The following is a 14,089-nucleotide window of genomic DNA, read 5'->3' as shown; positions in this document are numbered from 1 at the left end:
CACCATTGGTAGTAGTATTACTAAATATATTATTGGACTTGCAATAAAATTTATAGTTACCACGTTTAAAGAATCCACCTTTTTCATACGTCTACCTCATTTCTATAAAATAAAAAAGACTAGCTAATAGTCTTATCCTTACAAATATATTTATTCAGTTCAGCAAAAATAATCACTGTACCTGTCTATTATGACGTTGGAGCAGTATAAGTTTGTCCTGTTATTTGCAGATATTGATCTGCTGTAATTTTTCCTTTTACTACTGCATTTGCTACCATCTCTCCAGTCCATAATCCAGCATTATAGTATCCTTGTATTTTATCAAAAGTCAACATTAAATATCACCGCCTAACATCATTACTGCGTAAGCAAGTTTTGCACTATCGGATTCCAATTGTGTTACCCTTTGATCTGTTGTTGGTGGCTGAGGTGGTATATCTACATACTCATAATATAAAGAATTTGTGCCTTTATTGTATTTTAAATTAGCAGCTTTCCCTGCAACAGGATCAGGTGCAGGTATTTCATCAACTAAATATCCTGTTTGTAATAATTCCTCTTCAGTTTTATGAAGTCCATCTATTGGATCAAAGGGCATATATTGTATCATACCTATTTCTCCATTATTGTTTAATTCTATATAAATTTTATTCATATACTTAACCTCCTAACGAGTAATTTGACGGGTTCTACCCTGTGTCATATCCATAATATACATTTTCCCATTGTTTTGAAAGTTTTTCATACAGGATTCTTCTTGACTTCCATCTTGTGTACAGTATTCTAAACTAGTGCTGTAACCTCCAATATAAACATCGGATTTTACATTTAAAGTGGCCAAGTCTAAAATCAAAAATGCTCCATATTTAGGATTGTAATAAGTAGTTTCCGTATAATTCTCAACACGTACCCAAAGTTCATTGTTCACCATATCTATAAAGTAAATCCCGTAGAACCAATAAGTATTGTCCTCCTGTGAAGAACTAAAATTTCCTAGATTATATGGGTATGAATATGAGGTTATAAAACTTCCTGTAGATATATTACCTTTAACTAGATAATAATTATAAGGGCTTCCACCAACATTTATACTTATTGCATAATAGTAAGTGCCATCACTTACTATAGTTTCCCTCCCTGAATTTCTCCAATTACCATTAGTGCCACTGAAGTAGACTGATGTAGATGTTAACGCTGTTAAGTCCCATACTTGAAAATTGGGAATTAATTGATAACCGTCTCCGCTACAAAATACTTTATTATTTTGTGGACAATAGAACCTATATATACCATAAGGCCCGCCACTCCCACTACCAGCATAATACATAGAAAATGCAGGATATACACTCAATCCACTATTACTAGCTACTAGACCGAAATCGGATATTCTAACTTTATACATAGTAGATACCTTTGAATAATAAAGATAAGAATTATCTACATGAATTAGACTAAACATAGTAGCATTACAATTTGTTCCAGTATCTCTCTGTGTGAGTGTTAAAGTAGCAACATTTAACTCGTATAAATAATATGGGCTAGTTGATGCTGAACCGGTTAATAAATATACTTTAGCATTATTGGGAGAAATTATATAATCATATATTCCTGCTAAACTTACGCTGCCTATGAGAGCATATTTTCGAGCATTGTTTACCATTGAATAAACATAAAATGTAGCAGTATCATAACAATATAAGTAATTTCCATTAACTTTTATATTTGTCTTATTAATAATAGGTCGATAATCAGCTAAGTCTGATGTAGGAAATTTTAATGTTGGAGGAAGTTGAGAGCTACTGACACCATCTAATGCAAAACTTCCCAAAGCATTTTGTGATAATAAACCATTCATTAACTATCAACCTCCAAGCATGACAAATAATAATCAATACTTGTTGCAGCTCCTGCAAAACCCATTATTTGTTTGCCTGAAAGTATTTGAGTTTGCCTTTGCTGCAAATATCCGTCATTTGCGGTAACACTTTTTCCTGGCCATAGCGTAGTTCCACTGCTAGATGTTATAGTTGCTGTTTGTGCTGTAGCAGTCTTATTCACTAAACTTAATTCTGTAATTATAAGTTTTCTTCCAGTTGGTACTGTATAAGCACTTCCTCCGCTATTTAAAGCTGATGAGCCTGTTCCTAAAGTCCCTTCTAAAACTATACTTAAATCAGCTGCCATTTATATTCTCACCCCTAACTGTCTTCTTTTTATTAAGCTAATTAAATCACTTTGATTGGCTTTCAAATTAGCTCCATGTGCCGTATTATCTGCCAAATGTGATGTAACTTTTTCTCCTAAATTGGCTATGGCATCAGCATTTTCCTTAACAGTTTCGGTTGTTCTCCCTGCTCCTGCAAGAGAATTTATATTTGAAGTATTAGCATTTATAAGGTTTAACAGATTACCTGCAGTATCTCCACTAAGTACACTTCGTATTGTTGCAAACCAATTATTCCAATCCTGCTGAAACTGTGCTTCCATGGAGTCTATATTGGATTGAGAATTAGAAGTAGTGTTGTTATACCAGTTAGTGAAATCTGTTTGTTTTTGTTGTGTCCATACTGATATATCCGTATTGTATTGAGCTTGTTTGGTATTATACCAATCCAAATACTGGTTAAATATTGCAGTGGTATCTGCTTGTATAAGGCTGTTTACCCAACCACATAAATTAGTATTCATCCTCAAATCTGTTATATTAGCCTGTACTATACTTACTACACCTTTCCCAACATAAATATCTGCAATACCTAATTCATAACCATCAGCATCTCTCTGCAATATTGGAGCTACTGGAGAACTTGCAAAGGAACCCTTTTTTACTACCGCATTTATTGCCCTGCCTGCTGTATCCATTCTTAATACTATTCTGTCAATACGATTTAAAACTCCATCAGCAACATCTACATTTAAAATTAAATCACCATCATTATAATAGATATATCCATTTATCCAACACTTACCTAACTTTAAAGTAACTGTCATATCGTTATTAGCTATAACTTGCAGGTTTGTACTTGGATTAGGGAATACTCCATTTGTTACAAAGCTATTAAAGAACTCTGCAAAATCTTCTACTTTATATTTCCTATCCCCATTTATACTTTTAAAGAAACTACTTTTTTCCAACTATATCACCTCACAATCTGCTTTGTATTCTTTTTCAATATAGTTAAAAGAGTAGGAATATTAGTTCCAAAAGTACCCTCTAAGCTAAAGCCTGTTGTTTCATAGATTTCTTTCAATTCTATTATTTGTGCATTCATGGTTATACCTAACTTTCTATCTTGTGCAGTTATAAAGTCCCCTAAATCATAATCCTGTCCATACACAAAAGAACCTTCCGGTATTATTCCTACCTCAAGGCTCTCTACTTTTTGCAGTTCATCTAGTTTTTGCTGCCCCTGTGTTGTAAGTTCTGTAACATCCTCTGCCTGAGAACAATCTAAAAATGTCTCAATTCTTGCCAGTCCCTCAACTTCTCCTATTTGTTGTATAAGCCTATCTACATCATCACCTTTTCCACCTGCATAGCCTACATTTTTAGCATTTAGGCTACTACTAATATAGTGACGGCTATTTATACTATTAAAGTCTACTGAAAATATTACAGGGGGTAAAGTATCTTGGTTTACAGTTAAATTTCTGCCTACTATAACATCAAATACCCACGTATTGTTAGTAATATCAAGGGTAACATCCCATCCTATAGTTGCATATTCCCCTATTTCATCTAGCTTATCAGAAAGTACTTCAAATCTGGAACGCCATTTGTCTTGATTGCCTCTTTGTTGGTCTTGCGCTATAGTAACTTGTGGAATTTTTCTTGCTATATCTGTAGGGTTCACTACATGGTTATTCACAAATGCTTTTAAAATGGTTTCAATACTTCCAGTTTGACTGTCATATCCATTACCATTTACAGGAGGTACTATAAGCCTTCTAGCCATTATTCCTTTTAGTGTAGCTCCTTTTATAATAAGTGCATCTGTAGGCTCTCCATTCTGGTCATAAGAGTTTTCCCTATGCATTATAATTCCAACTTTATTAAAGCTGCTTCCAAGTAATATTAAATTGTCCTCCTGCAGCATATCTGTGTTATTCTTATTTACATTTATGTGTAATTCAAATTCTCCTACTTTATAGAAACGTCTTATAAACTGCAAGCTCTCATAATCATCTATTTCTCCAAGCAAATTAAAATCTTTATCTATTATCCTTATAGGCACTTTATCCAAATCTTACACCCCCAAATACAACGGTTTATAGTATATGCTTACATCTAAATTATCTATTCCCTGCTCTGCATCATATCTAAGTAAATTGTCTCCTACATCTAATTGTAAAAAAGTACTTTGTAAATCTATCCAATTAAATACATTAGATGTTACCCCATTACTTTGTATCAGCTCTACTCTTTTATTTGAAAAAGATGTATTAATAATAATCTTATCTCCTGCCTGTAAAGTCCTTTTGACCTTTATAAATTCCTGTGTATAAACATTTAAAATACTTGGATTTACTACAGTAGCAAGTGCTGTAAATTCCACTCTCATTCCACATTCCACATCACCTACGTTATTAATGTTTACTATTAAACTGCTTTCCCTATGCTCCATAATGATACCCTCTTCTGGAATTTCTAAATCAAATTCAAAATCCCCTATCCAATCAGCTATCTCTTCTTTAGATTCCTGAATATCTTCCCAAAACGGGTTAGGGCAAAATAATTGAATTAAAAACTCTTGTATGGTTGAAAACCTATCTTTAAAAGTGGGACTATCCTCAACAACACAATCTATTGTATGTGAACTAACGTCATTAGTATAAATCAATGAACCAAGTAACTTGGGATTGAATACACTACATATTTGCTGCTTTTTTATATATAAATCCTCTAAAGAATTTGCGCATATCGTTCCGGTTATATTTAAACTTCTCTCTTCTAAAAGAGTACCATGATAACTTTTGCCATCTTGACCAGGAGCTTTTGTCGTTAAAAGGGTAGTCTTAGTTCCACCTGTACCGTCTATTTTTTCTAAAACAAAAGGGCGAGAATTTAAAGTAATACTCTGCCCTCGACTATTTGTATATACAATCTGTTGCATAATACCACCTCTCTAGCCTATAGAGAATGCTGCCTTTGTTAGCATATTATTCACCTGTCTATTTTGCTCACTTGGAGACAATACTGTAGGACTATTATAAATAATATTATTTACAATAGTCTGTCCAGAAGCATATGTGGGTGATGTTACACTCGCAGAATTACTAACTATAGAATCCTCTGCAGCTTGTACTGCCGCATCCTTTGCAGTATTAAGTTGTTCTGTTATACTACTTATCATATCTGTTATACCCTCTATTTTACTTTTAAAGCCCTCAAAAAGTTTTTCTCCCAATGTCTTTCCGGCATTTTCATAGTCAGAAGAATAACTTTCTAAAAGCTTTACTATTTCATTCTGATTACTCTCCATAACCGTCTTCTCTGCGTCTGCTTCCAAGTTCGTAGCATCTAGCTTTTTAGCATAAAAATCCTTAACATCTTGAAGCTGATTCTGTAAATCCTGTTTTTTAGCATCATAAAGCTGGCTTAGATTATCTAACTGATTCTGTTTTTCCTGCTCTAATGCGGCTTTCTGGTCTGCTATATCCTGCTCATGCAGCCTTTTATTTCTATCATCTACAGCTGTATTAAGCTGTTTCTGTAGTTGTTCCTTGTTATATTCGTTGTGCTCATAATCTATAGATTCTTGTAAACTACTAATATTAGCTAATTCAGATGCATCTGTTGCAGCCCTGTCTTCTGCCTCTGTCTGTGCTTCCAGTGCATTTATTTTAGCATCATAGACATCATTTATATTTTGTTCACTGGCATCTTTCCATTTATCTAAATCATCTAATTGAGAGCTAATTGAATCCTCTGCTGCTTGTTCTTCCTCTGTATACATTTCTTTAAGAGCATCTTTTACCTTATTTGTAAAATCGTCTATGCCACCACTAATATCCTGCGTTGCTTTTGTAACATCAGAAGTTATAGTTGAACTCAGATCCGATATATCTTTTTCTAAATTCAATGCCGCATCAGAATTTTTCCCAAATATATCCGCAAGCTCATCATATTCCTCTTTCATAAGTGTAAGCTTCTGCATATTCTCACTATAAATATTATTTTGTTTATCCATTTCATCACTTAGGCTTGTAGTATCAACATCTAACTTCGAAATTGCATCATCAATATTATTTATAGCATTTTCATATTTATTTGTTATAGTATCCTGCTGTAATTTTTTGGTATCATTTTCTATTTCTACGCTAAGACTTGCCATATCTTTTTGTAATTGAACTGCCCCATCAGAAGTCTCACCCACTGCGGCTACAACTTCATTGTATTCTTTTTGCATCAGGCTAAGTTTTTTAGTTTGCTCATCAATTGTATCTTGTTGCTTTTGTAATTCTTCAGTAGTGCTATAAGTATCCTTGTCTAATTTAGTCATGGCAAGATCTATATTATCAAAAGCACTCTTGTATTTATCTTCTATAGTTTGAACAGGATCTTCATCTTGGGTACTCCCTATACTAGAATTTTGCCACTGGGTGAATATAGCATCAAAGTTGTTAGTACCACCACCTGCCAATTGCGCTTCTGCGGTTCCTACACTAGATATATTCTGCATTATACCACTAAGCGTATTTTGTACATTTACAGCTGCAGTTTGTACCTCCGTCTGTACATTCTGCATGGCATTGCCAACTATAGTTGGCACTAGATCAGTCCATGTTTTAACCCCAGTGGTTAGCCTTTGCCCAAGAGTAAGTCCACTATCTTCATATAAATTGCCATACTTATTTAAAAGTGCAATTATTGCATCTTGATTTTTAGATGTAATTAACTGTTCTGCCTGTGCTGCTATAGCATCCTTATCTAACTTCTTTTCATAATACTGGTCAATATAACTTAATAAGCTATCTAATTGGTCTTTCGTTAAATTGGTTTCTTTAGCTTTGGTCTTAGCACTTTCTGTTGCTGCATCTTTTTCAGCATTTAATTGTCTTTCAATAGCTTTTTCAAGTACATCATTTAACTTGTCTATATCACTTGCAGCTTGTTTTTTGGCATCAAGTTCATCCTGTATCTGCTCTTTAGACATTTTCCCTATTTTCTGTATCTCATCTATTTCTTTATTAGCTTGGTCTTTTCTTAAGTCTATTTCATCTTTAATGGCTTTTTTCTTAGCATTATATTCATCTTGTATTGCATATTTATCGGCACCTTTAACGCCTCTAATGGCAACTGTTTCTTGTGAACTTAATTCCTCCAACTGATTATTCAAGTCTTTTGTATCACTTGCAAGTGAATCTTTTATGCTTTTGATTTTTTCAGATACTAAATTAGCAACCTTTTCAGCTGCCTCAGTTGGTTTATCACTATTTTGATCCATAGTGTCCGCAAGTAACTGCATAAAATCACTACCATAAGTATCTGCATCTGCTAGAGGTCCCTCATCAGGAACACTAAAATGCAAAATTCTGTATACACCATTAGCTACGTTGGTTGCAGCATCTTTTATTGTACTTAATTTACTATTCATTCCACTTGCAATATTTTGTACTATATCAGATCCCCACGCTGTAGCATTAGAACCAAGCTGGCTGATACTGCTCAATAGTTTCATGGAATCAGAGTTGTTTAGAACAGTTTCACCGCCCTTAAATAGTCCCATTGTTTTATTCATTATTATTTCAAAGCCATTCTCTGCAACCGGATGAGCACCTGCATCTGCATTATCAGTTCCAGTTTCATAGCCTAAATATCCATTGCCATCCATAAGTCCTGGTATGTTATAAGGATTACCACCCCAACTTTCTTCAATTTCCTTTATAGCTGCCCTTACACTCATGACAGGATTAAATATTCCATCATCACTTCCAAAATAACCTTCAAATGTGCTTGGCAATACTTGCATTAAACCTGTAGCATATTCACCATTTACACCTACATTGTTTACAAGAGAAGGATCTCCTGTACCTAATGTACCTGGACTTCCACTTTCACGACTAGCTATCATTTCTAATGGAAGGAACCAACTCATAGGAGCACCTTCTGCCATAATACCTTCCATAATCCACTCTGAAACATTTCCACTCATTGCACCTGCCGCGCTTAGCATAGAACCAATCTTATTCTTAAAAATGGCAACAGCGTCCTGAGAACTCATTCCATTTATGAAACCCTGTATAACATTTTCGCCATACTCCGTGGTTTTTCGAGATGGAGAATGGATGTCAAAGCCTTCTGAGCCTGTGAAGGCATCAAGAATTTTCTGTGTAAGCTCATGTGCTATACTAACTGCGTTGTCTTCGGTAGATCTCATACCATCTGCTATTGAATTTGTAACACCTGTGCCGTATTGGGTACAACCTTGCGCAAAGGTATTAAAATTACTACCTAAAGTAGCAGTTACAGCATTTCCTGCACCTGTCACGCTTCCTGAAGTACTTGTTATACCATTTGCAATACTTGTATCTGTCCCTTGTCCATACTGTGTAGCTGCAGTAGCAAAAGCATTTAAGTTATTTCCAAGTGTAGTAGTTACATTATTCTGTGCGCTTATTACTGCATTAGCATTATTATTTATGCCACTTCCGATATTAGTGTCCGTATTTAAGCCATAATTAATAGAATTAGTGGTGAAAGCACTCAAGTTTTTACTTAAAGTATTGGTTACAGCACTTTGTGCACCTATAACTGCATCAGAATTGCTAGTTATACCATTTCCAATATTGGTATCTGTATTTAAACCATAGTTTAAAGCATTGGAAGCAAAGTCATTTAGGTTATTATCCAAAGTATCTGTAACGCCACTTCCTGCATTTACAACTGCATCTGAGCTGCCAGTTATACCACTGCCTATGTTAGCAGCTGCATTTGAACCATAATTCACAGCATTAGCAGCAAAAGCATTGAAATTATTGTCTAAAGCAGTGGTTACAGCATTCCCTGCACTTGTCACTGCATCAGAACCATTACTTATGCCATTTCCCATGCTTGTAGTTGTTTTAGTACCATAATTAAGGGCATTGGAGGCAAATGTATCCATGTTATTATTCAAGGAAGTTATAAGCGTGTTAAGTGGTGTTGTAGCCGTATCCTGCCCTTGAGCAATTCCCGAACCAAGATTTTTAACATTTTGTTGCCTGTACTCCATATATTGAGTAGAGAAATTAGTCATAAGAGTATTCAATTTGGAAATTAAATCATTTAAAGGTGTAGTTACAGCACTTATACTATTACTTATTCCAGTTCCTAGACTGCTATTTAAATTTTCAGCATATTGTTCAGTTGATTTCATCTGCTGGGAGGTACTAGCAGTAGTATTAGTAGTTTTAGGCTGACCACCATTTTGCATTTGTTCAACTATATCTTTAGAATTTTTTGCAGTTATAACCTGTTCTCCACCTGCAAAATTCATAAGTTCGGGCCCTTCTTCACCTACCCAGTGCCATCCTGCTGGAGCATAATCAGTTCCAGTAGCAAGGCCTGGTATACCACCGAGTCCATTCCCAGAACCGATACTAGCTGTGCCAACATCATTTTTAAGTGCTGCTTTTATAGTAGCTACTATAGGGGTATTACTAAACCAAGTTTTTAATGCTGTCCATTCTTTTTCTATGTTTACTGTTAATTTGTGCCATGGAGACAGCATATTTCCTGTATCAGTGTCCATGTTTTTTATTACTTCACTATCCATTTTACTTAAATGGTCAACAACAGCTGTCCTTTGGTCTTTTGCTGCTTGTATACTTTGATCTCTTTGCTGCCCTGCATCTGCAATTAATTTAGTGGCCTGATCAGCCGTTATGGAATGAGTAACATCTCTTTGATATATGAAATTTGCAACTGTCTTATTATATTGGTCATTAGCTGCGGCTATAGCACCATCTCTTTGTTTATTGGCACTTTGAATAATGGATTGTGCTTGTTGTTCAGTTATGCTCGTGCCATAGCTTTTCATCCTTTCTAAGATTACTTTACTTTGAATTTCATTATCTGAAAGGCTTTGGACTGCATTAGTCCTCATTTTGTCTTGGATAGAATTAATCTCTTGCTGTTCTTGAGTACTTAATTGTCTATGATTATTTAATGCAGTTGTCTCAATAGTCGTTATTTGTTGCAAGTAATCATCTATTTTAGCCTTTTGTGCAGTATTATTACTAGTCATGTTAGCTAATATTTTTTGTTCCTCTTGTGTACTTAACACATCACTTTTAGAAAAATAATCCTGCATAGCTTTGTATCTAGCATTATATTGAGTATCCTCACCCTGTTTAATCTTAGTACCCATAGCTGTAAATTGGCTAATCACACTATCAACTTGATTTTTAGTTATTCCTGTCGACTGTATTAATGTATCTGTAAATTTTTTAATAGTATCTTGTTTCTGCTGTTCGGTTAATTCACTTACTTTATTTACCATCTGTGTATATTGTGCAATAATATCTGTTTTGTTTTTAGTGGTTAAGGTGTTCGTATTGCTTACCATGTTTGTAAAATCTGTTAAAACTTTATTTTTAGCATTTCCATTCAAGCTAGTAACTTTGTTTGCCATATCTGTAAATTGAGATACAATCGCTGTTTTAGTTTGGTTGGTAAACTTATCACTATTTACATATATATCAGTCATGGTCTTTTTTACAGTATCATCCATCTGCATATACGAACTAACTGCTTTTTTAGTTGATTCACTAAAGTTTACAGTTTTAGTAATAGTAGAGTCTATTTTAGTCCCGTAATTATTAATTGTTTGCACATGAGATTGAACTTTACTATTAAAAAGATCTACCGCTGGAACTGCTTGCTCTGACATAGCATGGTAAATTCCATATCCAGCCAATCCAATTCCTGCAGCTGCAGCAATCCATGGTGCAGCTGCTATAACTAAAGCTCCTAAACCAGTTGCAAGTGCTCCTAGTCCTCCAGCTCCTGCTGCCGTTGCGGCTGCTGCTCCTGCCCCGACTTCTGCAACCGTAGCTCCTTCTACTGCTGTTGCAGCTGCTCCTGCTGCGGCTGTACTTGCCTCTGCGGTTGTAGTTGCTGTACCTGCAGCTACACTGAACTTACCTAATAGACTTTCAAGTGCTCCTATACCAGTGGATATTTTCCCTATACCACTCAATAACGGTCCAGTTGCAACAACCATAAGTCCTGCATCTACTACAAATTGTCGTTGTCCTGGACTTAGGTTGTTTAATCCTTCTGCAAGTCCTTTAAATAGCCCGGATAACGTATTTAATGCTGGTGTTAGAGCTTGACCTAATTCAATACTAGAGTTTTTCAATTCATTTAAAGACTTCTTGAAATTTTGTCCACTAGTGTTGTTTACCTTATTGAAAGCATCATCAACATAGTTAGTATTACTATTCATCTGCTGCAATGACTGGTTAAATAACTGCATACCGCTTTCAGAAGTAAGAGTTATCATTGTATTTAATCCTTGTACAGAACCAAACAAGGCTCCCATTTCTGTGGTATTACCATGTGCTTTTTCCTGTATTTCTTGCAAAAATTGTGCCCATCCAACACTCTGGAGGTGGCTGGCATTAAATTGCAAGCCTAACTGTTGTGCCATCTTAGCAGCATCATCAGTGGGCTTTATGATATTGCTTAATGCTTCTCTTAATCCTGAAATAGCTTCTGACGTATCAATACCATGTGCAGTTTCTACCGCTAGGGAGCTAAACAAATCCTGTGTTTTTATATTCATATTGGCTGTAGTATCTGCAACTAACCCTATGCTTTTAGCCATTTCTCCAAAGGTTGTTTTTCCTAAATTTTGTGCAACCATCATCTGATTTGCTATTTTTAGTGCATCAGTTGATTTTAAATTATAAGCATTAAGTACAGTTGTAAGTCCATCTACACTGGTTTCCGTATCTGCAAATCCCCCTACAGCTGTTTCCGCTGCTGTAGACATAAAATTTAAGCTATCTCCAGTCTGGACACCACTTGAAATAGCTTCATACAATCCATCATTTAAATCTTCTACAGATTTACCAGTATCGTTAGATAATTTTATTACTCCATTACCCATACTATCTATACTCATTTGAGTGGTATCTGCAATGGTACTTATTTTAGCTAAACCATCAGAGAAATCATTACTAAATTTTACAGATGCCACTCCTGCAGCAGCAAGTGGAGCAGATACGTAAGTAGTAAGTCCTTTACCCATACTGCTTAAATTTTCTCCAGCATTTTTAAAACCCTCTGACATTTGATTAAGCTTTTCTCCAGCTTGTGTCCAAGAACTGCTTTGAGTGTCTATTTTTAAATTGGTTGACTCTAACTGGCTTTCAAGTTCTTTTAATTTTGCCTGTGCATTATTTACTTGTATTGTATAGCCATCTAAAGTTTTGGCATTATTACGTACTTTACTTTCTGCATCTATATACTGCTTGTTTAAATCATCATAAGCCTGTTTTAATTGTTTGGTAGTTTCAGCATTTTTACCCTCTGCTGTTGCTGCTTCCTGCCATGCTGCCTTTGCTTCATCAACTTTAGACTTTAAATCCATCATAGCCTTAGAGTTATTCTCTAAAGCACTTTTGGACTTTTCTAACTGTTCCTGATATTTCTGGACTATTTGACTTTGCACTTCGATTTTTTCCCCAAGTGCAGATGCATTACCTTGCAATGAATCTAAATTCTTACCCCAATCCTTAAGCCCTGCAACGCTTTCTTTAAAGCTGCTGTCTATTACAGCCATGTTCTTTTTTAAGTTTTGTAATCCCTGTTGGAAAGAGCTATCTTCCATGGCTATTTTGACCGCCAGACTACCGACATCTTCATTTTCCGCCACTTATCTCACCTCCCTCCCGATTTCAGGAAAAATAAAAAAGCCCTATTTCTAAGACTTTTTAAATATTATTATATTATCAATTTACAACTTTGCCTCTTTCTATGATTATATCCATTTTTGCAAGCCATTCATTTGTAAGTGCTACTTTACTGCCTAATCCTGTAAGTGTCACACCTATGGATGAACTTATAAAAAGTATATCCAAATACGGAAAACTTAAATCATTAAAGGTTATTCCTATACCAAGTTTTTTTATATACTCTTTTTTATTTGCTTTATCTATAATTGAAAAAACATTTTTTACAAGTGCCATTTTCCCATCTTTTATTATTTCGCATTTAAGTACATCCTTATAAGAAAATTGTTTATGAAATAAATTACTATTTCCTTGCTTGTATACAAAATAATGAACATATTTATTTACATCATCAATGATAAATTTTCCGGTTCCATTATATGAAGATATGTTGATAGCGTTTGTTACTGAAATATTATTTTCTGTCATAAATTTATTAAATAATTCATCTCCAGATATCATCATTTTATTTTTAGTTTTAGACATAGACCACCTAGTTCCGATAATAACAAATAAAATAAGAGCTAAAATAAAATATACCACAGTAAATCCCCCTTTTGTAATATATCTCTATAATATCAAAATGAGGAACCATTTTCCACTACATCAAAAAATCTCATTAGCATACAAAACCTTCTCTTCTTTTTCAAGCCCGTTCAATATTTTATATTCGTGCCATAATGCAAAGAATTTTCTAGGAGTTGTTTTCCAAAACTTTTCTTCCGTCATATTTAAACATGTCGTAGCTATAATTATCAGTCTTGCCCAAGGGAATCCTTCTTCTTTATCTCCGTTCCCTTGGTTCCCTCGTTTTTTAGTTTTCTATCATCTTTAGGAAGTGAAAGACCCAATGCCAATAATAATTTATCAGACAACATTCCCAACATAGGAGCATCTATTAAACGTCCCGCATCTTCTTCAGTTAATTTTTCATCTTCATTAGATAAGCCTTTCCATAGAACATATTTGAAATCTTTCATGCCACCCTTACCCAAATTACCAACAGCTTTAATTGCATCATTTATGCTCCCATACTTTTCTTCCATATCGCAAAGACTGTTTAAATCAAATATTATTCTTCTCTTTCTATCTAGCTCTATTTCAACACCTAATTGCTTCATATCATTTCCTGCACCCATATTATCTT

The 14,089-nt window shown here is 34.7% G+C and carries 10 protein-coding genes; all 10 read right to left on the bottom strand.

What is annotated here, in order from left to right; genetic code table 11:
• Nucleotides 1–188: 188 nt before the first annotated feature.
• Nucleotides 189–335, bottom strand: coding sequence for an XkdX family protein (locus ACJDU8_RS15805; RefSeq protein WP_406793118.1), 147 nt, complete (start codon nt 333–335; stop codon nt 189–191).
• On the bottom strand, nt 335–655 hold the full coding sequence (locus tag ACJDU8_RS15800; protein ID WP_406793117.1) for a hypothetical protein: 321 nt from the start codon (nt 653–655) through the stop codon (nt 335–337). Before ACJDU8_RS15800 ends, ACJDU8_RS15805 begins: the two co-directional genes overlap by 1 nt.
• Nucleotides 656–667: 12 nt before the next feature.
• Nucleotides 668–1,855 (bottom strand): hypothetical protein, encoded by a 1,188-nt coding sequence (locus ACJDU8_RS15795; RefSeq protein WP_406793116.1) that lies wholly within the window; start codon nt 1,853–1,855, stop codon nt 668–670.
• On the bottom strand, nt 1,855–2,184 hold the full coding sequence (locus tag ACJDU8_RS15790) for a hypothetical protein (protein ID WP_406793115.1): 330 nt from the start codon (nt 2,182–2,184) through the stop codon (nt 1,855–1,857). The genes ACJDU8_RS15795 and ACJDU8_RS15790 overlap by 1 nt, the downstream gene beginning before the upstream one ends.
• Nucleotides 2,185–3,135, bottom strand: a complete 951-nt coding sequence (locus ACJDU8_RS15785) for a hypothetical protein (RefSeq protein WP_406793114.1) — start codon at nt 3,133–3,135, stop codon at nt 2,185–2,187.
• 5 nt (nt 3,136–3,140) lie between these two features.
• Complete coding sequence (locus tag ACJDU8_RS15780; protein ID WP_406793154.1) at nt 3,141–4,235, bottom strand: siphovirus ReqiPepy6 Gp37-like family protein; 1,095 nt, start codon at nt 4,233–4,235, stop codon at nt 3,141–3,143.
• A 12-nt stretch (nt 4,236–4,247) separates the two neighbouring features.
• The gene (locus ACJDU8_RS15775) at nt 4,248–5,114 is read right to left on the bottom strand and encodes a phage tail family protein (RefSeq protein WP_406793113.1); all 867 of its coding nucleotides are present in this window, start codon (nt 5,112–5,114) and stop codon (nt 4,248–4,250) included.
• A 12-nt stretch (nt 5,115–5,126) separates the two neighbouring features.
• A complete protein-coding gene (locus tag ACJDU8_RS15770) occupies nt 5,127–12,866 on the bottom strand; it encodes a phage tail tape measure protein (protein ID WP_406793112.1) in 7,740 nt (2,579 codons plus the stop codon).
• Between the two features lie 76 nt (nt 12,867–12,942).
• Complete coding sequence (locus ACJDU8_RS15765) at nt 12,943–13,485, bottom strand: hypothetical protein (protein ID WP_406793111.1); 543 nt, start codon at nt 13,483–13,485, stop codon at nt 12,943–12,945.
• 212 nt (nt 13,486–13,697) lie between these two features.
• Nucleotides 13,698–14,081 (bottom strand): hypothetical protein, encoded by a 384-nt coding sequence (locus ACJDU8_RS15760; protein WP_406793110.1) that lies wholly within the window; start codon nt 14,079–14,081, stop codon nt 13,698–13,700.
• Nucleotides 14,082–14,089 lie beyond the last annotated feature (8 nt).

The sequence above is a fragment of the Candidatus Clostridium eludens genome, assembly GCF_045310515.1.
GTDB classification, from domain to species: Bacteria; Bacillota; Clostridia; order Clostridiales; family Clostridiaceae; genus Clostridium_B; species Clostridium_B eludens.
The sequence above is the reverse complement of the archived record's forward strand: the minus strand, read 5'-3'. Positions and strand labels throughout refer to the sequence as shown.

Coding starts and splice junctions, on each gene's coding strand:
- ACJDU8_RS15805 (WP_406793118.1), bottom strand. CDS start 335: ATGTTGACTTTTGATAAAATACAAGGATACTATAATGCTGGATTATGG.
- ACJDU8_RS15800 (WP_406793117.1), bottom strand. CDS start 655: ATGAATAAAATTTATATAGAATTAAACAATAATGGAGAAATAGGTATG.
- ACJDU8_RS15795 (WP_406793116.1), bottom strand. CDS start 1,855: ATGAATGGTTTATTATCACAAAATGCTTTGGGAAGTTTTGCATTAGAT.
- ACJDU8_RS15790 (WP_406793115.1), bottom strand. CDS start 2,184: ATGGCAGCTGATTTAAGTATAGTTTTAGAAGGGACTTTAGGAACAGGC.
- ACJDU8_RS15775 (WP_406793113.1), bottom strand. CDS start 5,114: ATGCAACAGATTGTATATACAAATAGTCGAGGGCAGAGTATTACTTTA.
- ACJDU8_RS15760 (WP_406793110.1), bottom strand. CDS start 14,081: ATGGGTGCAGGAAATGATATGAAGCAATTAGGTGTTGAAATAGAGCTA.